The 23,930-nt window shown below is 35.9% G+C and carries 24 protein-coding genes; 21 read left to right on the top strand and 3 right to left on the bottom strand.

Going from position 1 to position 23,930, the window contains the following annotated elements; genetic code table 11:
* Positions 1-102 precede the first annotated feature (102 nt).
* The 16 genes from spo0A (at position 103) to MHH96_RS20470 (ending at position 15,795) form a co-directional block, all read left to right on the top strand.
* The gene (spo0A, locus tag MHH96_RS20545) at positions 103-885 is read left to right on the top strand and encodes a sporulation transcription factor Spo0A (RefSeq protein ID WP_047941117.1); all 783 of its coding nucleotides are present in this window, start codon (positions 103-105) and stop codon (positions 883-885) included.
* A 567-nt stretch (positions 886-1,452) separates the two neighbouring features.
* Positions 1,453-1,626 (top strand): hypothetical protein, encoded by a 174-nt coding sequence (locus MHH96_RS20540; RefSeq protein WP_161798385.1) that lies wholly within the window; start codon positions 1,453-1,455, stop codon positions 1,624-1,626.
* Positions 1,607-1,801 (top strand): hypothetical protein, encoded by a 195-nt coding sequence (locus MHH96_RS20535; RefSeq protein WP_047941115.1) that lies wholly within the window; start codon positions 1,607-1,609, stop codon positions 1,799-1,801. Before MHH96_RS20540 ends, MHH96_RS20535 begins: the two co-directional genes overlap by 20 nt.
* A 1,397-nt stretch (positions 1,802-3,198) precedes the next feature.
* Positions 3,199-3,399, top strand: a complete 201-nt coding sequence (locus MHH96_RS20530) for a cold-shock protein (protein WP_047941113.1) — start codon at positions 3,199-3,201, stop codon at positions 3,397-3,399.
* A 116-nt stretch (positions 3,400-3,515) separates the two neighbouring features.
* A complete protein-coding gene (locus MHH96_RS20525; protein ID WP_047941112.1) occupies positions 3,516-4,238 on the top strand; it encodes a glycerophosphodiester phosphodiesterase in 723 nt (240 codons plus the stop codon).
* 255 nt (positions 4,239-4,493) lie between these two features.
* On the top strand, positions 4,494-6,104 hold the full coding sequence (locus MHH96_RS20520; RefSeq protein ID WP_047941111.1) for a sigma-54-dependent Fis family transcriptional regulator: 1,611 nt from the start codon (positions 4,494-4,496) through the stop codon (positions 6,102-6,104).
* A 23-nt stretch (positions 6,105-6,127) separates the two neighbouring features.
* Entirely contained in the window at positions 6,128-7,219 is a 1,092-nt protein-coding gene (gene buk, locus MHH96_RS20515; protein WP_047941110.1) for a butyrate kinase, read from the top strand.
* A 6-nt stretch (positions 7,220-7,225) separates the two neighbouring features.
* Positions 7,226-8,650: a dihydrolipoyl dehydrogenase gene (lpdA, locus tag MHH96_RS20510; RefSeq protein ID WP_047941109.1), complete on the top strand. Its 1,425-nt coding sequence runs from the start codon at positions 7,226-7,228 to the stop codon at positions 8,648-8,650.
* Between the two features lie 75 nt (positions 8,651-8,725).
* Entirely contained in the window at positions 8,726-9,718 is a 993-nt protein-coding gene (locus tag MHH96_RS20505; protein ID WP_047941355.1) for a thiamine pyrophosphate-dependent dehydrogenase E1 component subunit alpha, read from the top strand.
* Positions 9,719-9,733: 15 nt separating this feature from the next.
* Positions 9,734-10,717: an alpha-ketoacid dehydrogenase subunit beta gene (locus MHH96_RS20500; RefSeq protein ID WP_047941108.1), complete on the top strand. Its 984-nt coding sequence runs from the start codon at positions 9,734-9,736 to the stop codon at positions 10,715-10,717.
* A 25-nt stretch (positions 10,718-10,742) separates the two neighbouring features.
* On the top strand, positions 10,743-11,996 hold the full coding sequence (locus tag MHH96_RS20495; protein ID WP_047941107.1) for a dihydrolipoamide acetyltransferase family protein: 1,254 nt from the start codon (positions 10,743-10,745) through the stop codon (positions 11,994-11,996).
* A 102-nt stretch (positions 11,997-12,098) separates the two neighbouring features.
* Positions 12,099-12,539, top strand: a complete 441-nt coding sequence (locus MHH96_RS20490; RefSeq protein WP_047941106.1) for a BrxA/BrxB family bacilliredoxin — start codon at positions 12,099-12,101, stop codon at positions 12,537-12,539.
* A 348-nt stretch (positions 12,540-12,887) separates the two neighbouring features.
* Positions 12,888-13,673 carry a transporter substrate-binding domain-containing protein gene (locus MHH96_RS20485; protein ID WP_047941105.1) on the top strand — a complete coding sequence of 262 codons (786 nt, stop codon included), beginning with the start codon at positions 12,888-12,890 and terminating at the stop codon, positions 13,671-13,673.
* Between the two features lie 117 nt (positions 13,674-13,790).
* Positions 13,791-14,450, top strand: a complete 660-nt coding sequence (locus MHH96_RS20480; RefSeq protein ID WP_061798429.1) for an amino acid ABC transporter permease — start codon at positions 13,791-13,793, stop codon at positions 14,448-14,450.
* Entirely contained in the window at positions 14,443-15,165 is a 723-nt protein-coding gene (locus tag MHH96_RS20475) for an amino acid ABC transporter ATP-binding protein (RefSeq protein ID WP_047941103.1), read from the top strand. The genes MHH96_RS20480 and MHH96_RS20475 overlap by 8 nt, the downstream gene beginning before the upstream one ends.
* Before the next feature lie 123 nt (positions 15,166-15,288).
* Positions 15,289-15,795 (top strand): L,D-transpeptidase, encoded by a 507-nt coding sequence (locus tag MHH96_RS20470; RefSeq protein WP_047941102.1) that lies wholly within the window; start codon positions 15,289-15,291, stop codon positions 15,793-15,795.
* A 51-nt stretch (positions 15,796-15,846) separates the two neighbouring features.
* Here the strand turns inward: MHH96_RS20470 and prli42 are convergent, their stop codons facing one another.
* Positions 15,847-15,960, bottom strand: coding sequence for a stressosome-associated protein Prli42 (gene prli42, locus MHH96_RS20465; RefSeq protein ID WP_235973367.1), 114 nt, complete (start codon positions 15,958-15,960; stop codon positions 15,847-15,849).
* A 196-nt stretch (positions 15,961-16,156) separates the two neighbouring features.
* Between prli42 and MHH96_RS20460 the strand changes: the two genes are divergently transcribed.
* The 5 genes from MHH96_RS20460 to MHH96_RS20440 all read left to right on the top strand — a co-directional run bounded on the left by MHH96_RS20460 (position 16,157) and on the right by MHH96_RS20440 (position 21,185).
* Positions 16,157-17,278: a tripeptidase T gene (locus MHH96_RS20460; RefSeq protein WP_047941100.1), complete on the top strand. Its 1,122-nt coding sequence runs from the start codon at positions 16,157-16,159 to the stop codon at positions 17,276-17,278.
* 156 nt (positions 17,279-17,434) lie between these two features.
* Positions 17,435-17,902 (top strand): chemotaxis protein CheW, encoded by a 468-nt coding sequence (locus MHH96_RS20455; protein ID WP_144545226.1) that lies wholly within the window; start codon positions 17,435-17,437, stop codon positions 17,900-17,902.
* Positions 17,903-17,981: 79 nt separating this feature from the next.
* Positions 17,982-19,247, top strand: coding sequence for a DNA polymerase IV (locus MHH96_RS20450; RefSeq protein ID WP_144545228.1), 1,266 nt, complete (start codon positions 17,982-17,984; stop codon positions 19,245-19,247).
* 142 nt (positions 19,248-19,389) lie between these two features.
* A complete protein-coding gene (gene gndA / locus MHH96_RS20445; protein ID WP_047941097.1) occupies positions 19,390-20,802 on the top strand; it encodes an NADP-dependent phosphogluconate dehydrogenase in 1,413 nt (470 codons plus the stop codon).
* A 173-nt stretch (positions 20,803-20,975) separates the two neighbouring features.
* Positions 20,976-21,185 carry a hypothetical protein gene (locus MHH96_RS20440; protein ID WP_047941096.1) on the top strand — a complete coding sequence of 70 codons (210 nt, stop codon included), beginning with the start codon at positions 20,976-20,978 and terminating at the stop codon, positions 21,183-21,185.
* Between the two features lie 45 nt (positions 21,186-21,230).
* Here the strand turns inward: MHH96_RS20440 and MHH96_RS20435 are convergent, their stop codons facing one another.
* Both MHH96_RS20435 and zwf read right to left on the bottom strand, forming a co-directional pair.
* Complete coding sequence (locus MHH96_RS20435) at positions 21,231-22,343, bottom strand: metallophosphoesterase (RefSeq protein ID WP_047941095.1); 1,113 nt, start codon at positions 22,341-22,343, stop codon at positions 21,231-21,233.
* 95 nt (positions 22,344-22,438) lie between these two features.
* A complete protein-coding gene (gene zwf, locus MHH96_RS20430; protein ID WP_047941354.1) occupies positions 22,439-23,911 on the bottom strand; it encodes a glucose-6-phosphate dehydrogenase in 1,473 nt (490 codons plus the stop codon).
* Positions 23,912-23,930: the final 19 nt, after the last annotated feature.

Raw genomic sequence — 23,930 nt, 5'->3', positions numbered from 1 at the left:
TTTATAAAATCAAAGGATTTTTGGTTGCTTTGTCGAAAATGTCCTTTAGAATAAAAATATAGATAAAATTAGAGACATTTGGATTGAGGGAGGAAACAATCGTTGAAGAAAATAAAAGTATGCATTGTTGATGACAATCGTGAACTGGTAGGATTATTGGAAGAGTATATAGATGCTCAGGACGACATGGAAGTAATTGGTGTAGCGCATAACGGCCAGGAGTGTTTAGAACTAGTGGAGCAGCTTGAACCAGATGTGATGGTGCTAGACATTATCATGCCTCATTTAGATGGTTTAGCCGTATTAGAAAGAATGCGTCAAATGAATAAACCTATGCCTAACGTGATTATGTTAACTGCCTTTGGTCAAGAAGATGTTACAAAAAAAGCGGTTGAATTAGGTGCCTCTTATTTTATTTTAAAACCGTTTGATATGGAGTATTTAGCAAGCCATATTCGCCAAGTAAGTGGCAAAACAACCGGATTTGTCAGAAAATCTTCTTCTTCTTTCAAAACACAAGAACCAAAAACGAAGAATTTGGACGCAAGCATTACAAGTATTATTCACGAGATTGGAGTTCCTGCCCATATTAAAGGATACCTCTATTTACGCGAAGCCATTTCCATGGTTTATAATGATATCGAATTATTAGGATCCATTACAAAAGTATTGTATCCAGATATCGCAAAGAAATTTAATACAACAGCAAGCCGAGTCGAGCGGGCAATCCGTCATGCCATTGAAGTGGCATGGAGCAGAGGCAACATCGACTCCATCTCATCCTTATTCGGCTACACTGTCAGCATGTCTAAAGCAAAACCGACTAACTCAGAATTTATCGCGATTGTGGCAGATAAATTAAGGCTGGAACATAAGGCTTCTTGAGAGGGTTAGGGCTGTTGGTAGAAGAGGGTTTTAGAGAAACGGTAAATTGTTTACAACTTGTCACAAGTGATGTAGCCGATAACTTTACTGACCAACTAACAATATTTTAAATAGCAATTTATAAAAGCATCTCTTAGTTTATTGAGTTTGTATTAAACTCGATAATTTAGGAGGTGCTTTTTCTTTTGAGTATGAGCGAAATGGACTATCAAATCGATTCTTTTATGTTGTATTGCGATTCTAAACATTTATCCAAGAAAAACCTCGCAAGTTAAGAACAAACACTTTAACTCTTCGCAATGTACTTATAAAACGAGTTTAAGATTGATGATGCAAGTAAGGCCAAATCAAGTCATATTAGAAATTACATTAAGTATTTACAAGATGTGGTAAGTATACAGTGGTTGTTAAAGAGAGATGTATTAATTCCTAAAAAACCCCAATTTATTATATAGTAGTAATATATTCAATTAGGATAGTTCAGAATGTATATGAAAGTGAAAAGATTTGGAGTATTTTTCCTATGTTTCACATATTAATTTTGAAAAGTATGATGAGACATTTGGAATGGCTGAAAATATTGAGCAACTAAAGAAAGAGAGTTTAGATATATCTAATGAAGAAGTTACAAAATCTTCAGATTTAATTAGTACGTTTTCAATTAGTAGAACTCCTTCTTGGTATCCAAGTCAAAATAAGCGAGATAAATTGATGGTTGTATTTGAAAAAAATAAAGGATAATTATAGGGATACTTTATCAATTGCAGCTAATACAACTTTGGTTCAATATGTTAAGGATGGAAATTATAAAAAGATAGCTAAAAGAATATTAAAAATGGGTGTTAAAAATAATGCGTTATCAATGGCTGTTACTCTAGTATATTTCACACGCAATGTAGCTAAATATCACATTTGAAATAAAAGGACTGAGGATAATGTTTTTAAAGAATTTTGTTTATTCTTTTGTCGTTTATCCTGTTATCTTCTTTACTGTATTTTTACTATATGGGATATTTGATGATAGACCTTATCATAGTACTCCATCTGAAGTAGCAATTATTCTTTGCATTTACTACTTTTTCCTAAGTGTATATCATGGAATTATTAAAAAGTGGACTAAAAAAGAGAATGAATCTTAGTGAAGGAACCAAATTATTATTCTTTAAATTCTATAAAGATAGTTAATTTTCATAAAAAGAGGGTGGGACAAAACAAAATATATATTGGATAAAGACGAATAATCTCTAATTCAGTGGTGAAACCAATTCGTTCCTTTACACTACAGACACACGATGCGCGGGGGAGCAACCTAAGTCTCCTCGGTTAAAGCCTGTGGGGTCTTAGGCTTTGCTCTGCTTCCCGCAGGAGTCGAGTATCCTCCGTTCCATTTCACTCCTTTTTTAAAGCTTATTTAGTTTTTAAGCAAACTACAATTACTAGGAAAAAATAGAGCAGACTGAATACACGTAGACTCCTATGGGAGCTGCGAGAAAGTCCAAGACCCCGCAGGAACGAGGAGGCTTGGCGCTCGCCCCATGGAAAGCGAAGTGTATTCAGTCTGCGGGTGATTACCACAAATCTTTTTTCTTAAAATACATAAAAACCCCGAACAATTATAGGAATATTTTCTAATATGTACGTGTAATTGTTCGGGGTTATATTGGGTTGAAATACTTATGTCTGACCCTCTTTTATTTTGAAAATAACGTAAAAAATACTAAGGATAAAGTGTGTTTTAAATGTTAATATGGAAACTTAACAAAAGAAGATGTCAACTTATAATTATAAAAGTAACTATTAGAAATCAGCCGGATTCCATTTTGAATCGGGGTTACTTTAAAGGAGAGATTATAATGGAGACAATCGCTTTTAATGATTTCATGAAGGAAATTATAAGAAAGAAAAATACTACTCATCCAAAAGTAGAAATACGAAATCAGTTTCGCATTTAAAGGAGAAATCTCACTCCCCAACATTGGTGGATGAAAACTTACAGACAAAAAAGTCCATGGAAGTAAGTTAATTAGTAGGGTAGGCACATCTATTAATATTCCGTTATTGTTAGCTAAACTAGTCTTTGTTGAGTTATATTACCGCGATTATTTAACTGAGTAATCCAAAATAAGGAATTTATTTTAAAAAATTGAAAAATAATCGTTCAAAGATTTGCTTTCTGCAGATTAACCTGTTACTATTAAGGAGACTTATTTTTGTTCTTTAGAAAATAGTTGAGAAATACATATTTCTTTATTTTTTACTACGAGCAAGGATAGTAATACATTTGTGCATAAAGCACATAGGAGGAAACAAGAAATGGCTACAGGTAAAGTAAAATGGTTTAACGCAGAAAAAGGTTTTGGATTCATCGAAACAGAAGAAGGACAAGATGTATTCGTACATTTCAGCGCTATTCAAACTGAAGGTTTCAAAACTTTAGACGAAGGTCAAGAAGTAAGTTTTGACATAGAAGAAGGTCAACGCGGACCTCAAGCTGCTAACGTAGTAAAAAACTAATTTAACAAAAGTAATACAGGCTCTGACTTAGGTTAGGGCCTGTTTTTTTCATCTGACCAAAAACATTACATAAATGGCCATATATAATGAAGTTCTACATAAGGAAGTGATTTGTTATGACGAAAATATTTGCACACAGAGGTTTTTCGGCACATTATCCAGAGAATACAATGATGGCTTTTATCGAGGCAGAAAAGGCAGAGGCTGATGGGATTGAAATTGATATTCAAATGTCTAAGGATGGGGAAATAGTCATCATCCATGATGAAAAGGTAGATCGAACAACGAATGCTTCTGGCTATGTGCAAGCATTCAATTATAAAGAGTTAAGATCATTTAATGCAGGACATCGATTTAAGCAAGTCGAGAATGAGCCTATTCCCACTTTAATCGAATTGTTTGATTGGATGCAAGATAATGACATAATCTGCAATATTGAAATGAAGAATAACAAGATTGCTTATGAAGGAATGGAAGAGAAAACAATTGCTCTCATCCGCAAATACGGTTTTGAAAAAAGAATTATTTTCTCCTCCTTTAATCATTATAGTCTCGTACATACCTATCGCATCGCTCCAGAAATTGAAACGGCCCCTTTATTGTCTGATGGAATTTATCAGCCTTGGATTTATGCCAATGCTATAAATGCCAAAGGATTTCACCCTAATTATAAACGGATAAATCGAGAGATAATAAAATCTTCAGAAGAAAATAATATTAAAGTTAGGGCATATACGGTAAATAATCCGAAAACGATGCAAGCATTAATGGATGCTGGAATATCTGCCATTATTACAGATGAGCCAATTATTGCACGAACTGTCCTGACACAATCATAATATAATGGGTTTTCTGCTGTAATCTCTAGTTTAGAGAAGAGGCGGAAAACCTTTTTTTGCGAAAAAAGAATTCTTAAGCAACTATTTGAATACTTCTCCTTAACATGTTAGCGATCTCAAAATGTTAAAACAGACATAACCTTTTTACTTTTCAGAAATAAAAGAAAATGGGAAAAAAATTGCATATTTTTTAGGGAGTAGGTATAGTATAGATATGAAATATATTGCACGGATAGACAGATGGGAAGTGTGCGAATGATTGATCGAATGATACAGTCAACCTCTTATACGCTTTTTGATGAAATAAAGGAAGGCATAATTATAATAGATGATCGCGGCGTTATCTCTTATTTCAATAAAAGTGCGCAAAGTTTGATGCAGAACCAATATCCGCTTCAAATGGATCAGCATATTTTATCCGTTATCCCTAACAGTGGGATGATGAGAGTATTACATACGAAAAGAATAGAAGAGCAGAAAAAGTTTGCTATTTCTGAAGCGGATTATCTTCTTATTTCCCGTTATCCGCTAATAGGAAAAGATAATAATGTAATTGGTGCTGTAGCGGTTTTACAAGAAGAAAGCCAAAAAAGACAATGGATTGATAAAGATAACCTTCAAATGCTGTTAACATTGCTTTTGCAAAAAAGTGCAGAAGCCTATCTTGTAGTAGATGAATTTGGCCATATTGTTATGCAAAATTCGTCATATAAAGAATTGGCTGTTCTCCTTGATCAGCAAAATAACCATCAATTAATGAGAAAAAATAGAGAAGAAGTCATTCAAACAAGAAGAGATGCAGAAATAACCATTCAGACAGACACCTTATGTTTAACGGTAAAAAGTACACCTATTATGGTGGATGGGAAATTAAAGGGCTGTTTGCAGATTCTTCATAATGAAACAGAAACGGCTCAATTAAAAAAAGAACTTCAACAGACAAAAGCCATTATCCGAGGATTAGAACAGAGCTTTCAGTTTGATGATTTTATATATAAGTCGCCATCCATGAACTTCGCTATTGAACAGGCAAAGTTGGCGGCAGGGAGTAAACAGGTTATATTTATCCGCGGAGAAGAGGGAACTGGTAAATTTATGCTTGCTAATGCCATTCATAATTGGAGCGAAAATAAGTTTCATCTATTTAAACGGATATATCCGCAGAAGAATCGAGAACAATTACGAGCATTTTTAAGTACAATGAATTCTTTATCAAAAGGAACCGTATATCTTGAAAATATTACCTGTTTATCGATGGCAGAACAAACCTCTCTATTAAATAGACTGAAGGAATTAGCACAGGAAGAGAAGAAGCTATCCTTCCGCTTGATTGTTTCCTCCCCTATTAAGCTAGAAAAAGCATTAATGGCAGGGGACTTTTTAGAAGAACTTTATGATGAATTAATGAAATCAAATATATACTTACCACCTTTAAGGGAACGCAAAGAGGATATTTATCTGTTAGCGAAACATTTTCTTATCGAGTTGAACAAAGAAAACGGAAGATGGATAACAGAGATTGACCCAGAAGCACAAAAAGCTTTGAAAAATTATGGTTATACAAGGAATATCCTTGAATTAAAGGCAATCCTCCAGCTTTCGGTGATACAAGCTAGTGAAGAAGATTCCGTGCTTAAAGTAGAGCATCTCGCGCTTCCGCAAGTAATAAAAAAACAACAAGCGGAATTTCAAGAGGATGCTAATATAGAAAATCAACCATTATCTGTCCTGGTAGAGAAATACGAGAAAGTTATAATCGAACAGACATTGAGAAAGCTAGATGGAAATAAAACACTAACAGCTAAAACATTGGGGCTGTCAGTCCGCAATTTATACTATAAATTGGATAAGTATCATTTAAATTAATTCTTTCTTAGGGGCTTATTAAAATGAGGAAATATCGTATATTGGTCATAAACCCACGGGCAGCAGTAACCGAAATCGCGTTATATGAAAATGAAGTACCGATTATTGTAGACGATTTACATCATGATTACAATAAATTGCTAGAATTCTCTTCGATTGTTGCTCAATATAAGTATCGATCAGATGAGATTTTGTCTTATTTGGTGAATAAAGGAATAAACCTTTCCAAATTGGCAGCTGTTTGTGGAAGAGGTGGGCTCCTTAAACCAATTGATGGTGGAACTTATTCGATAAACGCTGCTATGCAGGAGGAGCTGTTTGCCCAAACAAGAGGAGAACACCCTTCCAATTTAGGAGCACTTATCGCTTATGAAATTGCTGAACATTTAGAGATTCCTTCCTATATAGTTGATCCAGTTGTTGTCGATGAAATGGACGATATTGCAAAGATTTCTGGATATCCGAGCATTACAAGAAAAAGTGTTTTTCATGCACTCAATCATAAAGCAACGGGAAGACGAGCAGCGATGGAGTTAGGCAAAAAATATGAAGAAGCACATTTGATTATTGCCCATCTTGGAGATGGAATTACAATCGGTGCACATGCAAATGGAAAAGTGATAGATGTAAATAATGGCTTAAATGGGGAAGGGCCATTTAGTTTGGAGCGGTGTGGTACTTTACCTCATGGTGATTTAGTTGATTTATGCTATTCAGGTAAATTTACATATGAAGAAATGAAGCATCAATTATTGTATCATTCTGGAGTAAAATCCTACCTTAGTAAAGCGCCTGAAGGTTCTTTTGATATAGAGGAAGAGCTTGGTAAACGAGATAATCCCAATATTCTTATTTATGAGGCGTTAGCTTATCAAATTGCTAAGGAAATTGGCAGTGCGAGCACCGTGCTTTTTGGCAAAGTAGATGCCATTATCTTAACAGGTGAACTAGCCTTTAGTAACCATTTTGTAAAATTAATTATGGAACGTGTTAATTGGATTGCAGATATAATGATATATCCAGGTGAAAACGAACGGCAATCTTTGGCAGAAGGTGTGTTAAGAGTATTACGTAAGGAAGAGAGACCAAAAGAATATGGAGAAAGAGAGGAGTGAAGATAGATGGCTAAAGAGTATGATCTTGTCATTTTAGGAGGAGGAACGGGTGGTTATGTTGCAGCGATTCGTGCTTCTCAATTAGGTTTAAAGACAGCGGTGGTTGAAAAAGGCAAATTAGGTGGAACGTGTTTACATAATGGCTGTATTCCAAGTAAAGCGTTATTAAGAAGTGCAGAGGTTTATGCAACGGCGAAAAAAAGCGAGGAATTTGGGATTATCACCTCGGATATAAGATTAGATTTCAATCGGGTGCAAGAAAGAAAATCTACCATTATTAACCAACTTTACAGCGGTGTTCAGTATTTAATGAAAAAAGGAAAAATTGATGTTTATGAAGGCAATGGAAGAATAATGGGCCCATCCATTTTTTCCCCCATGCCAGGTACTATTTCGGTTGAAATGAATAATGGAGAAGAAAACGAAATGCTGATTCCGAAACATGTAATCATTGCAACGGGGTCTCGGCCAAAAAGCTTACCTGGTCTAGAGATTGATGGTTCGACTGTCATTAGTTCAGAGGAAGCGCTGCAAATGGAAAAACTTCCTTCGTCCATTATAATCGTTGGCGGGGGAGTAATAGGGGTTGAATGGGCCTCTATGCTTGCTGATTTTGATGTTAAAGTAACTATTTTAGAATATAGTGACCGATTGGTGCCAACAGAAGATAAGGAAATTAGTAAAGAATTACAAAGAATCCTCAAGAAAAAGGGAATTCAGATTGTAACAGGTGCTAAAGTACTTCCAGAAACTTTGCAGAAGAATGTGGATAAAGTAATCATTCAAGCAGAAAAAAATGGTGAGTCCCAGTCATTTGAAGGGGAAAAACTGCTAGTATCTGTAGGCCGCATAGGAAATGTAGAAGGAATTGGTCTTGAAAATACCGACATTGCGGTTGTTCAAAATCAAATTCAAACAAATGAATACTATCAAACGAAAGAATCGCATATTTACGCAATTGGTGATTGTATAGGAGGATTACAGCTCGCACATGTTGCCTCCCATGAAGGGATAATCGCAGTGGAGCATATAGCCGGTGAAAAACCACATCCACTGGATTATAAAACAGTTTCCAAATGCATTTATACAAGTCCTGAGATTTCCAGTGTCGGATACACAGAAGAAGAAGCAATTGAGCTTGGGTATAAGATAAAAAAAGGCAAATTCTCCTTTAAAGCGATTGGAAAAGCGCTTATTTTTGGAGAACAAGATGGTTTTGTCAAAATAATTACTGATCAAGAAACCGATGATTTATTGGGTGTGCATATTATAGGTGCCCATGCAACAGATCTTATTGGAGAAGCAGCTCTTGCCAAAGTGCTAGACGCAACAGCCTGGGAAATTGGGAATACGATTCATCCCCATCCAACACTGACAGAGGCAATTGGAGAAGCAGCCCTTGCTGTTGAAGGGGAAGCCATTCATGGTTAATAAAGAAATCAAAAAATAATGTCTAGCTAAATAGGGGGAACAAACATGAATCAATTAGGAGGTAATAGTATGACAATGGTTCATAATCGCCATTTAGAGGCGGGATTAACGGATGATCAAGTATTAGAAATGTATGAGCAGATGCTCCTCGCACGAAGAATTGATGAAAGAATGTGGTTGTTAAATAGAGCAGGAAAAATTCCTTTTGTTATCTCATGTCAAGGCCAGGAAGCAGCCCAGGTAGGAGCAGCCTTTGCGTTTGACCGGGAAAAGGACTATATGCTGCCATATTATCGTGATCTGGGTGTTGTATTAACCTTTGGAATGACACCGAAGGAAATTATGTTATCAGGCTTTGCGAAAGCAGAAGACCCTAACTCAGGCGGAAGACAAATGCCAGGACATTTTGGTCAGAAGAAAAATAGAATCGTTACAGGTTCATCACCAGTAACGACTCAAGTACCTCATGCAGTGGGAGTTGCTTTAGCTGGGAAGATAGAAAAGAAGGATTTCGTAACCTTTGTCAGCTTTGGAGAGGGTTCTTCTAATCAGGGAGACTTCCATGAAGGGGCCAACTTCGCTGGTGTGCATAAGCTGCCTGTTATTTTTCTTTGTGAAAATAATAAATATGCGATTTCCGTTCCAATTGAAAAGCAATTAGGATGTGCAAATGTTTCTGACCGTGCAATTGGTTATGGCATGCCGGGATACACTGTAGATGGAAACGATCCAATTGAAGTGTATCGAGTGACGAAAGAGGCGGTTGATAGAGCAAGAAGAGGCGAAGGGCCGACTTTAATTGAAACGATTTCTTATCGTTTAACTCCTCATTCTTCTGACGATGACGACAGCAGCTATCGTGCGCGCGAAGAAGTCACAGAGGCTAAAGCAAAAGATCCATTATTCACTTTTAAAGCGTATTTGCTTTCTACAGGAATACTAACAGAAGAAATGGATCAAGAGTTAAATAAGAAATTGGCAGATGTGATCAATGAAGCAACGGATTATGCAGAAAAAGCACCATATGCACAACCAGAAGATACATTGAAATATGTATACGGGAATTAAGGGGGAAACAGAAAGATGCCAGTAATATCCTATATAGATGCAGTAACTCAAGCCATTCGTGAAGAAATGGAGAAGGATGACAAAGTATTTATTCTTGGAGAGGATGTAGGAGTAAAAGGTGGAGTATTTAAAGCGACAACAGGTTTGTATGATCAATTTGGAGCAGAGCGGGTAATAGATGCGCCTTTAGCGGAGTCGGCGATAGCTGGGGTAGGAATTGGAGCTGCGATGTATGGCTTAAAACCAATTGCCGAAATGCAATTTGCTGATTTTATAATGCCTGCTGTCAATCAAATTGTTTCAGAAGCAGCAAAAATAAGATATCGATCTAACAATGACTGGACTTGTCCAATTGTTATTCGTGCTCCATATGGCGGCGGTATTCATGGTGCGCTTTATCATTCTCAATCTGTAGAAGCTATGTTTGCTAATACACCAGGACTAAAAATTGTTATGCCTTCTACACCATATGATGTTAAAGGGCTGTTAAAAGCTGCAATTCAAGACCCTGATCCGGTATTATTCTTTGAACATAAGCGTGCTTATCGATTAATTAAAGGTTTTGTTCCAGAAGAAGATTATGTGTTACCAATTGGTAAAGCAGATGTAAAGCGTGAGGGCGAAGATATAACAGTCATCACATATGGTTTATGTGTTCATTTTGCCTTGCAGGCTGCTGAAAAGTTAGCAGAGGATGGCATTTCTGCACATATTTTAGATTTGCGTACAGTTTATCCACTCGATAAAGAGGCTATTATTGAAGCCGCTTCTAAGACAGGCAAGGTACTGCTAGTAACAGAGGATAACAAAGAAGGTAGTGTTATTAGTGAAGTTGCAGCAATTATTGCAGAAAACTGTTTATTTGATTTAGATGCACCAATTATGCGTCTAGCGGCTGAAGATGTTCCGGCAATGCCATATGCACCAACAATGGAAAAATTCTTCTTGGTAACACCAGAAAAAGTCGAAACAGAAATGCGCAAGCTCGCAGAATTCTAAGTCGTACAACAAGGAGGGAAAAACAATGCCGATTGAAAAGATAACAATGCCTAAATTAGGTGAAAGTGTAACAGAAGGAACGATTAGTAATTGGATTGTTGCTGTAGGGGATGCCGTAAATAAATACGATCCTCTTGCAGAAGTAATGACCGATAAAGTAAATGCAGAAATTCCATCTTCTTTTTCGGGAACCATTAAAGAACTTCTTGCAGAAGAGGGGCAGACACTTGAAGTAGGGGAAGTAATTTGTACCATTGAAGTAGAAGGGGACAATACGCAGGTAGAGAAAGAAGCAAAAGCAGAATCGAAAGAAAAAACTGAAGCCCCCCTAACTGAAGCTGCTTCAAGTCAAAAAGCTAGATATTCGCCAGCTGTTTTACGTCTTTCTCAAGAAGCGGGAATTGACTTAACGCTTTTAGATGGAACAGGTGCAGGTGGAAGAATTACTAGAAAAGATGTTCAAAAAGCAATACAAGAAGGAGTTCCCCAAGTTCAAACAGAAGCAAAAGGCTCTGTTAATGGAACAGTTAATCATACTCCTCAACGAGAAACAATTGTACATAATGTGCCAGCAAGTGCAGGGGATAAGGAGTTTCCAATTACGGGATTAAGAAAAGCAATTGCTAATAATATGGTAAAGAGTAAACATGAGATTCCTCATGCTTGGACAATGATTGAAGTCGACGTTACTAAACTGGTTCAATATAGAAATAAAGTGAAAGACTCCTTTAAGAAAGAAGAAGGCTATAACTTAACATTCTTTGCTTTCTTTGTTAAGGCAGTTGCTCGTGCATTAAAAGAATTTCCGCAAATTAATTCGAGTTGGGCAGGCGATAAAATTATCCAGAAAAAAGAGATTAATATCTCCATTGCCGTTGCAACAGAAGATGCACTGTTTGTCCCAGTCATCAAAAATGCGGATGAAAAGTCGATAAAAGGAATTGCCAGAGAGATAATAGAACTTGCAAATAAAGCGAGAAAAGGCAAGCTTACAGTTGATGAAATGCAAGGCGGCACATTTACTGTCAATAATACCGGATCATTTGGCTCCATTCAGTCAATGGGAATTATTAATCATCCTCAAGCAGCGATTCTTCAAGTGGAATCAATTGTGAAGAGACCAGTTATTAAAGATAATATGATTGCCATCTCTGATATGGTGAATTTATGTATGTCTCTCGATCACCGTGTATTAGATGGTCTTGTATGTGGAAGATTCTTACAGAGAATCAAGGAAATATTAGAGACAACGTCAGAGGAAACAACGCCAATTTATTAAAGAGTGTAATGAATAAAGAAGTTTTGCAAACAAATAAATTGAAAATGAATACTTTTTTTATAATAATGTAAAAAGAAGATATTTCATAAAAGGAGCGAAACGATGAACATTGATTTTAATTTATTCATGAATGATGTTGTCCGTCAAGCACGCCAAGAAATAGTAGAGGCTGGTTACGAAGAACTTACAACAAAAGAAGCTGTAGATGAAGCTTTATCCAAAAAAGGCACCACTTTAGTGATGGTTAATTCTGTATGTGGATGTGCAGGTGGAATTGCAAGACCAGCTGCAGGTTACTCCTTACATTATAAAAAAAGACCAGATCAATTAGTAACTGTATTTGCAGGACAAGATAAAGAAGCAACAGAACAAGCACGTTCTTATTTTACAGGTTTTCCTCCTTCCTCTCCGTCTTTTGCATTAATGAAAGACGGCGAACTTGTTAAGATGGTAGAACGCCATGAAATCGAAGGACATGATCCTATGCAAGTGGTAGAAAAACTACAAAATGCATTCGAAGAATATTGCACAGAAGTAAAATAAGCTTGCATGCACCCTGAAAGTTAAAGTGAAATTTGACTTAAGGGGTGTTTTTTTTATGGAAATAGAGGTTCAAATGATTTTACAGCAAGAAAAAAAGAGATTCAAACCTATATTAGATAAAGTTTTCGTCCTAATTTATCAAATACAACCTTTTGTTTGAAAATTTTATTTTTTTCAGAATAGTATTTCATTTGGTGAATTTGTATAAATTGTATTGAATAATTATTAGTATGTGTTAAAATTCATATTGTTGCATGAATATAAATTAAAAGACTATCTTATAATTTGCGACAAACTACTAATATTAAAAGAGAATAAAAGCATAAGTAACTATAGGGGGATTTTAAGATGAAAAAATTATTAGCATTAATGCTGTTGTCTATAGTAGTCATTTTAAGTGCATGTGGTACTTCTACTGATGAAAAAGGTGCAAACAGCGGAAGCGGATCAGCTGATAAAAAAGTACTAGTGATGGGAACATCAGCGGATTATGCACCATTTGAATATATTGATACTGCAAAAAGTGATGAGATTATTGGTTTTGATATTGATTTAGCCAAAGCATTAAGCGAAAAGTTAGGTTACCAAATCCAAGTGAAGGATATGGATTTTAGCGGATTAATTTCTGCTTTACAATCTGGCAAAGTAGATTTAGTATTATCCGGAATGTCTCCAACACCGGAAAGAGCAGAAAATGTTGACTTCAGCGATATATATTTCACAGCAAAAGACTTAGTTGTAACGACAAAAGATAGCAATATTAAAACTGTTCAAGATCTTGATGGTAAAAAGGTTGGAGTACAACTAGGATCTATTCAAGAAGATGCAGCAAAAGAAATCGCTAAAACAGTAAAAGTTACAGTAGAGAACCGTGACCGTATTCCTCAATTAATTCAAGAAATTAAAGCAGGTCGTTTTGATGCAGCAATTATTGAGGATGTTGTTGCAAAAGGTTATTTAAATAAAGAGGATACATTAACATCTTTCCCAGCGAAGGAAGCAAATGAAGACGCTGGTTCGGCTATTGCATTTCCAAAAGGCAGCGACTTAACAGAAAAGTTCAATGCTGAATTAAAGAAAATGAAAGACAGCGGCGAAATTGATAAGTTAGTTGTAAAATGGTTTGGTAACTAAGATAAGGTAATTGCGGGGGATAGTTTAGGGCAGAATATGCCCTAAACATTTTCTTGTTTTTTAAGCTATATAATAGATAAAAACACCTCCGTTTTTTTAGAAAGGATTGAGATAGTAATGGGCTTAGATTTCCAACAATTTATTCCCTCTCTCCCATATTTGTTAAAGGGAATCACTGTGACTTTGCAAATTGTTGTGGTGGCTGGAATAATTGGTTTTGTATTAGGAATTATACTTTCGATATTTAAACTTAGTAAGCTGCCAGTCCTTAGCTGGATTGCTGCTATTTATACATCAGTTTTTAGAGGAACGCCCCTTGTTCTGCAATTAATGATTATTTATTTTGGGGTACCGCAATTAACTGGTATCCAAATTGAGCCAGCTGTTGCAGCCATTCTTTCCTTTGGCTTAAATTCAGCTGCTTATATTTCGGAAATTATTCGCGCTGGAATTTTAGCAGTAGATCGTGGCCAGAAAGAAGCTGCTATGGCGCTTGGTGTTTCCCCTAGGCAAGCGATGTTCGATTTAATTTTGCCCCAGGCTTTAAAGAACATTTTTCCAGCATTAATCAATGAAGCTGTTTCCTTAACAAAAGAGTCAGCGGTTGTTACTGTTATTGGTGTAACAGATATTATGCGTAGAGCCTATATAATGGGCGGAGAAAAATATGCATACTTGGAGCCGATGATTCTTGCCGGTCTTATTTATTACGTTCTAGTAATGATACTGACAACATTGGCAAAAGTAGTTGAAAGGAGAATGAGAAGAAGTGATTAATGTTGAAAATCTGCATAAATCCTATGGCTCGCTTCACGTTTTAAAAGGGATAAATACACAAGTAGAAAAAGGCGAAGTAGTGACGATTATCGGTCCTTCTGGGTCAGGAAAGTCTACATTTCTGCGCTGTATTAACTTACTTGAAGTACCTACCAAAGGAAAAGTAATAATTGATGGTACGGATATTACAGATAAAAATACAAATATAAAAAAAATAAGAGAAAACGTTGGGATGGTATTTCAACATTTTCATCTTTTCCCACACAAAACGGTTTTGCAAAACGTGACATATGCACCGATCAAAGTAAAGGGACTAAACAAGAGCGAAGCGGAAAAAATGGGGCAGGAGCTTCTAGCTAAAGTTGGTCTTGCTGATAAAGCGAATGTATATCCTAGCCGTTTATCAGGCGGACAAAAGCAAAGAGTGGCAATCGCACGTGCCCTTGCGATGAATCCAGAAGTAATCCTATTTGATGAACCAACGTCAGCATTGGATCCTGAAATGGTGAAAGAAGTGCTTGAGGTAATGAAGTCACTTGCAAACACCGGAATTACCATGCTTATTGTGACACATGAAATGGGCTTTGCCAGAGAAGCGGCAAATAGAGTTCTATTCCTAGATGGTGGAGTTGTAGTGGAAGATGCTCCACCAGCTGAGTTCTTTACCAATCCTAAAACAGACCGCGCCAAAGAGTTTTTGGAGAAAATGCTATAAAAATGTTAAACAGGTTTCTTAGTCGATAAGATCAAGAAACCTGTTTTTTTGATAAAAGAACTTTCTATTCCGTATAAAAATACAATAATCACACAAACTAAGAAAAAAAGAGAGTGTGATTGGATGTTAAAACTAGTTTTGTCTATTCTCTTAACAATTTCCCCCGTTTGGCCATTAGGGATAAATCCATTGCCAGGAGATCCTTTTCTCATTATTAATAAAAAAACGAATCAATTAACCTTGATAGATGAAAATCGAGTGCAGACAACGATAAGTGTTTCGACCGGTAAAAAAGAAGATTTAACGCCAGAGGGTTTATTTACGATAACAGTTAAAGCCGCAAATCCCTATTATCGAAAAAAAGATATTGTGGGGGGAGATGAGGATAATCCATTAGGGACAAGATGGATTGGTTTTGATGCAAATAACACAGATGGAAGAATGTACGGAATTCATGGAACAAACAATCCAGGAAGTATCGGGAAATACGTGTCACAAGGCTGTGTCCGTATGCAAAATGAGGCAATAGAATCTATTTATGATTTCATTCCTTTAGGAACAAAAGTGTTGATTACCAATTCAGATAAAGGTTTTCAAGAGCTAGCAAAGGAATATGGGGCCATTGAATAAAAGCGAAGAAGTTTTATCCTTCTTCGCTTTCTTATGGAAAATAAGCTTAAATTAAAATAACATTCCAATTCCAATCAACAGGGTAGATGCAAGCATAACAAAGATCATTAAATATACAACAATCTTTTGTAATCTATTTTTCTTTTTCTTCATAGTATCCTCCATGTCTTAACCATTCTTATTGTCTATTTTACTAAGAATAGCAGAATGGTACAACTATAAATAGATGGAATATTTGCTTGAGGAAACTTTTCTATTTTTATAAGAAGAAAAATGAGATTTCCCCCTCGTGAATTTTATTTGATGTTCTTTTTTTATAGGCGTATACTAATAATGTCACTAATTTTTGGAGGAACGAAAAATGATCAATCAAGAACGTTTATTAAATCAGTTTTTAGAACTGGTACAAATTGATTCGGAAACAAAATATGAAAAAGAAATCAGCATTGTACTAAAAAAGAAATTTGAAGAATTAGGCTTAGAAGTGATAGAGGATGATACTACAGCTATTACTGGTCATGGTGCAGGAAATTTAATTTGTACACTTCCAGCAACGAAAGAGAACGTGGATCCTATTTACTTTACCTCTCATATGGATACAGTAGTTCCAGGAGTTGGCGTAAAACCATCCATTAAAGATGGATACATAGTAACAGATGGCACAACAATACTTGGCGCAGATGATAAAACTGGTTTATCTGTTATGCTTGAAATACTTACAGTAATCAAAGAAAATAATATTCCTCATGGAACGATTCAATTTATCATTACAGTTGGGGAAGAATCTGGATTATTAGGCGCAAAAGCACTTGATCCAAAATTAATCCAAGCGAAATATGGTTATGCATTAGATAGTGATGGGAAGGTAGGAAATATCGTTGTGGCAGCACCGACACAAGCAAAAGTTAAAGCAACGATTCTAGGAAAAACGGCTCATGCTGGTGTGGCACCTGAAAAAGGAGTTTCCGCTATTACTATTGCATCAAAAGCGATTGCAAAAATGCCTTTAGGTCGTATCGATAAAGAAACAACGGCTAATATTGGCAGTTTTGCTGGTGGAAAACAAACAAATATCGTGTGTGATCATGTAGATATCCTTGCAGAAGCACGTTCATTAGTAGAAGATAAAATGCTTGCACAAGTAGCGAAAATGAAGGAAGCGTTTGAATCGGCAGCTAGTGAAATGGGCGGACAAGCAATTGTCGAGGTGGATGTTATGTATCCAGGCTTTAAATTTGGCGAAGGTGACCATGTTGTAGAAGTAGCGAAAAAAGCGGCTGCAAAAATTGGCAGAAGCTGTGAACTGCAACAAAGCGGTGGTGGAAGTGATGCCAACGTTATCTGTGGTTTTGGTATCCCAACAGTTAACTTAGCGGTAGGCTATGAAGAGATTCATACAACAAATGAAAAAATGCCGATCGAAGAATTAAATAAATTGGCTGAAATGGTACTTGCTATTATCGAAGAAGTAACTGGTCAATAATTATATGATGGAGTCGGGGTGCTTTCTTTAGGGAAGCACTCTTTTTAGTATAAATCAAACAAATGTTTCTATTTTTACTTGCATTTATCTAGAAAACAGAGGAAAATATTGTATAGGTAAATACTACTGTAAAAATAGAATCTTGGGGGAATATAAATGGAAGAAAAGAAGGTTGTTATATTTAAAGTAGCAAATGGAGAATATTCCGTAGATGTTTCTTATGTCATATCGATTGAAAAGGAAGAGCAGATTACTCCTGTTCCTCAATTGCCATCCTTTGTAAGAGGAATAAGAAAAGTAAGAGATGAGCTTATCCCTGTCATTGATTTGCAGATGGTTTTATATAATCAAAAAACAGAAGAAAATGAAAATAATAAATTAATTGTTGCGCGAACAGAAGATATTTCGTTTGCGATGATTGTAAATGATGCAAAAGAAATTCTTGATATAAGAGACGAAGTAATAAAAGAAGTCGGCATTTCTGCTTATCAGAAAACAGAATATATAACAGGTGTTCTTAATTTAGAAAATCGCTTGGTGTTAATGCTTGATCCAACTATTTTATTAGAAACACTTGAAGGTGTAAAAGAAATTAAAGACTATATGAAAAATCAGCCTGCGTAAGCAGTAAGATTTATGCTAAAAGCAGAGGAATAAGAATAGAAGTGACTATAAATGATCATAAAGAATTGGTGAAAGCAAAATGAAAGAATTTTATCCGAAAAAGGGACGAGTTATTTTACATGTAGATATGAATAGTTTTTATGCATCTGTTGAAATGGCTTATGATCCACAGTTAAAGGGGAAGCCATTGGCAATTGCGGGAAATGAAAAAGAACGCAGAGGTATTATTGTCACTTGCAGCTATGAAGCAAGAAAATTTGGCGTAAAAACAACCATGCCTTTATGGGAAGCGAAGAAAAAATGTCCGGATTTAATTGTTTTGCCTCCAAATTTTGATCGTTATCGAACAGCATCTCTTGCAATGTTTCAAATTCTTCATGAATTTTCCGATATTGTCGAGCCTGTTTCCATTGATGAAGGATATGTAGATATTACACATTGCCATGAGTTAGGAACACCGATATATATTGCAAGAACGATTCAGAAACGAATTTTTGAACGGTTAGACTTACCATGCAGTATCGGGATTGCCCCTAATAAATTTCTTGCCAAAACAGCTTCAGATTTAAAAAAGCCGATGGGAATCACGGTTTTAAGAAAGCGGGATATTCCTAAAGTACTTTGGCCGATGCAAGTAGAAGAAATGCATGGTATAGGAAAAAAAACAGGGGGAAAACTAAGAGCAATTGGCATAGAAACCATTAAAGATTTAGCGATGGCTCAGTCTATTCCACTCAAAGCAACACTTGGCATCAATGGAATTCGCTTAAAGGAGAAAGCCAACGGAGAAGATAATCGGCCAGTTGATCCAGAAGCTGCCAATGAATTTAAAAGTATTGGCAATTCGACAACATTGCCGCGCGATGTCAAGAATCAGCAGGAATTATTTCAAGTATTGGCCTCCCTAGCGAATAAAGTGGCTACAAGAATGAAAAGAAAACATGTACATGCTAATCATTTATCTGTAACCATTCGCTATGGAAACAGAAAAAACTATTCCAAGAGCAAAAAATTAGCAAATCCAATAAAATCAGAGGAAGAGATATTTCAGATAAGCAAAGAGATTTTTACGACAGCATGGGATGGAAATCCTGTTCGTTTATTAGGTATAACAGCAGGAGATTTAATCGACAATAATATTGTAGTAAAACAACTTGATCTCTTTTCCTTTGAAAAAGAAGCAGCGAAAGAACCATTATGGACAGCAATAGATAAGCTGAAAGAAAAATATGGCGCTTCTATTATTGAGCCAGCATCAGAAAGAAATAATATTTCAAAAAAAGAAGAAGACATTGGTACCAAAACTAGTTTCAATAAAGATTTTTTGCAAGGAAAGAAATTTTAGTTAAGTTATATGTGACGAAAAAAATTTTTTGAAATAATCAAGAAAAGTAGTTGCATTTTAGTTGCATAACTTAAAAAATCTTGCTAAAGTTAAGTGAATTCTACTATAAGGATACATAGTTTAGAAGGGACGTTAGGAAAAAATGACAAAACAGCAATTTGGTGTAATCGGTTTAGCGGTTATGGGTAAAAACCTTGCTATGAATATCGAAAGCAGAGGCTATACTGTTTCCGTTTTCAACCGTTCAAAAGAAAAAACAGAAGAAATGCTTAAAGAATCAGAAGGCAAGAATATTGTTGGAACATATACATTAGAAGAATTTGTACAATCTTTAGAAGTTCCACGTAAAATCATGTTAATGGTTAAAGCTGGTCCAGCTACAGACGCAACAATCGAGCAATTAAAACCTTTATTAGATAAAGGCGATATTGTCATCGATGGCGGTAACACATTCTTTAAAGATACACAAAGACGTAATAAAGAGCTTAGTGAACTTGGTATTCACTTCATCGGTACAGGTGTTTCTGGCGGTGAAGAAGGAGCATTAAAAGGACCTTCTATTATGCCTGGTGGCCAAAAAGAAGCATACGAATTAGTTGCTCCAATTTTCCGAGATATTTCTGCAAAAGTTAACGATGAGCCTTGTACTACTTATATCGGTCCAGATGGTGCCGGTCACTATGTAAAAATGGTGCATAATGGAATCGAATATGGAGATATGCAATTAATCTGTGAAGCATACTTCATCATGAAGCATGTTTTAGGCTTAGAAGCACAAGAACTTCATGAAGTATTTGCAGAGTGGAATAAAGGGGAGCTAGACAGTTACCTAATTGAAATCACTGCAGATATCTTTACAAAAGTTGACGAAGAAACTGGTAAACCTTTAGTAGATCTAATCTTAGATACTGCTGGTCAAAAAGGAACTGGTAAATGGACAAGCCAAAGTGCTCTAGACTTAGGTGTACCACTTCCAATGATTACAGAATCCGTATTTGCTCGTTTCATTTCTGCAATGAAAGACGAACGCGTAAAAGCAAGCAAAGTACTTTCAGGCCCAGAAATTAAACCTTTCACAGGAGATAAAGCAGCATTTATCGAATCTGTACGTAAAGCTCTATACTTGAGCAAAATTGTTTCTTATGCCCAAGGTTTTGCGCAAATGAGAGAAGCATCTGAAGAATACGATTGGAACTTAAACTATGGCGAAATCGCTATGATTTTCCGCGGTGGTTGTATTATTCGTGCTCAATTCTTACAAAAAATTAAAGATGCATATGATCGTGATCCAGAATTGAAGAACCTTCTATTGGATCCATATTTCAGTGAAATCACTGAAAACTACCAATCAGCATTACGTGAAGTAATCTCTGGTGCTGTCTTAAACGGTATTCCTGTACCAAGCTTTGCAGCCGCATTATCATACTTTGATAGCTACCGTACAGCAACTTTACCAGCAAATTTACTACAAGCGCAGCGTGACTACTTCGGTGCTCACACATATGAGCGTCTTGATAAAGAAGGAATCTTCCATACGAACTGGATGGAAAAATAAGAATGGCGATAAAAAGCACACTACGATTTTATATGTAGTGTGCTTTTTTTTTGAAGGAGAAGATGGAGTTTGAATGAGCACCAAAAATAAGAGAGTGCAGAGGAAAAGTGGTGTTCACAAGATGGATGAAAGCCAAAAATATGAGAAGGAGGAAGAAAAGAGGTGTTCATAGGTTGAATGAAGACCACAATGAAGAGAGAAAAGCAGAAAAAAGGCGTTCATCAGCCAGTTTAGAACCAACCAAAAAAGAAAAAGGCAGTAAAGTGACCTTCATACATAAATTTTACGTATCCAAAGAATTTAAACAACTACAAAATCTACAAACAAATTACAACGAGAAGGCAAAAAAATATGCTGCTATAGCAAGCAGCACATTTATCTAGCAAACTATTTTTTCACAAAAATAAATAACTTAAAAGTAAAGCAATTTACCCTTTGAACGTTATTTCAATATAAACAATTTCTGATCTGCTGCCAATTCTAATGGGCGGTCCCCAGAATCCAAATCCAGAGGAAACAATTGCATGAAGCTGCTTCTTTTTCTTGTAGCCCCAATCTAATTCAAAAACTCGTTTGGTAATTAAATGGTTTGGTGCCATTTGACCACGATGTGTATGACCGGATAGAATAACATCAATCCCATCATTCATTGCTGCTTCCAGTTCATCTGGCTGGTGATCCATCATCATAATTGGTAGATGGTTACTTTCACTCTCAAGAAGGCTAGGAATGGAAAGTCTCTTTTGGTCCGTTTTATCTTTACGACCGATTAATCGAATGGTTTCATCAATAGTTACTTTTTCATCCATTAAGATGCGAATACCGATTCGGTTCATTTCTTCTAGAAAGGTTGGAATCATTTTGCCGTAATATTCATGATTACCTAATACCCCATAAATGCCTAAAGGAGCTTGTAATACCTTTAATTGCTCTCCCATATTCTTTTTCAAAAAAGGAATAGGATCATCATCAATGATATCTCCAGGCAGTAAGATTAAATCTGGTTGTAAGCCGTTTATTTTTGTTACGAGACGGTTTAGATGACTTTTACCTGATAAAGTGCCAAAGTGCATATCAGAAGCCATAGCAATCCTCAGAGAGTCTCTTTTCGCTTGTTTTTTAGCTACTGCGAGTTTATAAGTTCTAATCACAGGAGAGTAAGCGTTAAATGTTCCGTAAATAAGTAAAAATAGAAGAATTGCTGCAGCAGCGCTTCCTACTATTTTGGTGGCATCTTCAGACGGAATAAATTGGTTTAATATAAGCCATCCTAAATTAGCTAGTGGGAACAGTAAGATACCATATTCAAAAATGGCAAGCCAATACGCGCCAAGTATTTTAAATATGGTAATGGACTTAAGGAAATGGCTGATAATATATGCATAGGAGAAAAGAATAACTGCTCCAATATATATGGATGGATAGGTTAATAGTTTGAAGGAATCAAGCCATGCATAACCATTCCATCCTAAGTAGAAGACGAGTAAATTATATAAAAGGAATACGAGAATGACAGTTAGGATTAATTTGATTTTTTTCATGAAAAACTCCTTAGATTGAAATCATAATTTAGGGAAAGAAAAAACGTGAATACAATAAGATTCACGTTTTTTTAGACAGTCACTTGAAGGGTGAGTTAGCAAACATCTACTTCAAATTGATTAACTGGCCACCAGAAGAAACCATCTTTTTCTAATAATTCATCTGCTTCTTTTGGTCCCATTGTACCAGAAGCATAATTAGGGAATTGAGTAGCAGGTGTTTGTTCCCATGCTTGGGAAATTTTATCCACATAGCTCCAAGATAATGCCACTTCATCCCAATGAGTAAAGTTAGTAGCGTCTCCATGCAAGCTATCGTCAATTAGCTTTTCATATGCTTCTGGCGTATTGATTCCTGCAATACCAGTATTAGCATAGCTTAGCTTGATTGGTGTTGCTTCCATATTCTGTCCTGCTTTTTTAGCGTTTAAATGTAAAGTAATTCCTTCTTCAGGCTGAATATGAATAACAAGAAGATTTGGTGTAATTTCTTGATTTGGACGATTATATAAATTCATTGGAATATCTTTAAATTGTACCACTATTTTTGTTGATTTACTTTCTAATCTTTTACCAGTACGGATATAGAATGGAACACCAGCCCAACGGAAGTTATCAATCATTACTTTCCCAGCGACAAAAGTTTCTGTGTTGGAGTTAGGGTCTACCATTTGTTCTTCGCGGTAGCTCGGTACCTCAACATCTTCCACAAGTCCTTTTCCATATTGTCCTCTTACAAAGTATTTATCAACTTCATCTACTTCAACAGAACGCATAGCACGGAAAACTTTCACTTTTTCTGAGCGAATCTCATCTGGTGTAAGTTTAATTGGAGGTTCCATTGCAAGTAGTGCAACCATTTGCAGCATATGGTTTTGGACCATATCACGAAGTGCCCCGCTTGTTTCATAATATCTTCCACGTTCTTCCACGCCTAATACTTCACTTGAAGTAATCTGAATGTTACTGATATAGCGGTTATTCCAAAGATTTTCAAAAATTGCATTGGAAAAACGGATTGTTTCGATATTTTGAACCATCGCTTTTCCTAAATAGTGGTCAATTCGATATACTTCATCTTCAGAAAAGGCAGTTCGAATTTGTTCATTTAGTTCTTTAGCTGATTCTAAATCATGACCAAATGGTTTTTCGATAATTAGACGTTTGTACCCTTTTACTTCTGTTAGTCCATCCTGCTTTAAATGAATCGCGATAGGACCAAAGAATTCAGGTGCCATTGCTAAGTAGAATACACGATTACCATTTAAACTATGTTTTACATCTAATTCATCAGCAATGTTTTTTAGCTCTACATAAGAACTTGAATCTGTAACATCATGTGAATGATAGCAGAAATAAGAAGCGAATGTCTCAAGATCATCATTTTTAGAACTTGCAATTGCTTCAGATACAGAATTAACAACATTTTGCTTAAACTGTTCTTGTGTTAATGTTCTTCTCCCAACGCCTACAACCGCAAAATTTGCTAATTTTCCTTTTTTATACAATCGATAAAGAGAGGGGAAAAGTTTTCTATTGGCTAAATCTCCTGTTGCCCCGAAGATCATAATAAGTGCATTTGATGTT

This window comes from Niallia sp. FSL K6-0212 (genome assembly GCF_038007605.1).
Taxonomy (GTDB): domain Bacteria; phylum Bacillota; class Bacilli; order Bacillales; family Cytobacillaceae; genus Niallia; species Niallia circulans.
This window is presented reverse-complemented; position numbering and strand designations above follow the sequence as displayed.

Bases quoted from the DNA above. Each gene is read 5' to 3' on its own strand.
- MHH96_RS20540 (WP_161798385.1), top strand. From the start codon at position 1,453: ATGGCTGAAAATATTGAGCAACTAAAGAAAGAGAGTTTAGATATATCT.
- MHH96_RS20530 (WP_047941113.1), top strand. From the start codon at position 3,199: ATGGCTACAGGTAAAGTAAAATGGTTTAACGCAGAAAAAGGTTTTGGA.
- MHH96_RS20525 (WP_047941112.1), top strand. From the start codon at position 3,516: ATGACGAAAATATTTGCACACAGAGGTTTTTCGGCACATTATCCAGAG.
- MHH96_RS20520 (WP_047941111.1), top strand. From the start codon at position 4,494: ATGATTGATCGAATGATACAGTCAACCTCTTATACGCTTTTTGATGAA.
- buk (WP_047941110.1), top strand. From the start codon at position 6,128: ATGAGGAAATATCGTATATTGGTCATAAACCCACGGGCAGCAGTAACC.
- lpdA (WP_047941109.1), top strand. From the start codon at position 7,226: ATGGCTAAAGAGTATGATCTTGTCATTTTAGGAGGAGGAACGGGTGGT.
- MHH96_RS20505 (WP_047941355.1), top strand. From the start codon at position 8,726: ATGGTTCATAATCGCCATTTAGAGGCGGGATTAACGGATGATCAAGTA.
- MHH96_RS20500 (WP_047941108.1), top strand. From the start codon at position 9,734: ATGCCAGTAATATCCTATATAGATGCAGTAACTCAAGCCATTCGTGAA.
- MHH96_RS20495 (WP_047941107.1), top strand. From the start codon at position 10,743: ATGCCGATTGAAAAGATAACAATGCCTAAATTAGGTGAAAGTGTAACA.
- MHH96_RS20490 (WP_047941106.1), top strand. From the start codon at position 12,099: ATGAACATTGATTTTAATTTATTCATGAATGATGTTGTCCGTCAAGCA.
- MHH96_RS20485 (WP_047941105.1), top strand. From the start codon at position 12,888: ATGAAAAAATTATTAGCATTAATGCTGTTGTCTATAGTAGTCATTTTA.
- MHH96_RS20480 (WP_061798429.1), top strand. From the start codon at position 13,791: ATGGGCTTAGATTTCCAACAATTTATTCCCTCTCTCCCATATTTGTTA.
- MHH96_RS20470 (WP_047941102.1), top strand. From the start codon at position 15,289: ATGTTAAAACTAGTTTTGTCTATTCTCTTAACAATTTCCCCCGTTTGG.
- prli42 (WP_235973367.1), bottom strand. From the start codon at position 15,960: ATGGAGGATACTATGAAGAAAAAGAAAAATAGATTACAAAAGATTGTT.
- MHH96_RS20460 (WP_047941100.1), top strand. From the start codon at position 16,157: ATGATCAATCAAGAACGTTTATTAAATCAGTTTTTAGAACTGGTACAA.
- MHH96_RS20455 (WP_144545226.1), top strand. From the start codon at position 17,435: ATGGAAGAAAAGAAGGTTGTTATATTTAAAGTAGCAAATGGAGAATAT.
- MHH96_RS20450 (WP_144545228.1), top strand. From the start codon at position 17,982: ATGAAAGAATTTTATCCGAAAAAGGGACGAGTTATTTTACATGTAGAT.
- gndA (WP_047941097.1), top strand. From the start codon at position 19,390: ATGACAAAACAGCAATTTGGTGTAATCGGTTTAGCGGTTATGGGTAAA.
- MHH96_RS20435 (WP_047941095.1), bottom strand. From the start codon at position 22,343: ATGAAAAAAATCAAATTAATCCTAACTGTCATTCTCGTATTCCTTTTA.
- zwf (WP_047941354.1), bottom strand. From the start codon at position 23,911: ATGATCTTCGGGGCAACAGGAGATTTAGCCAATAGAAAACTTTTCCCC.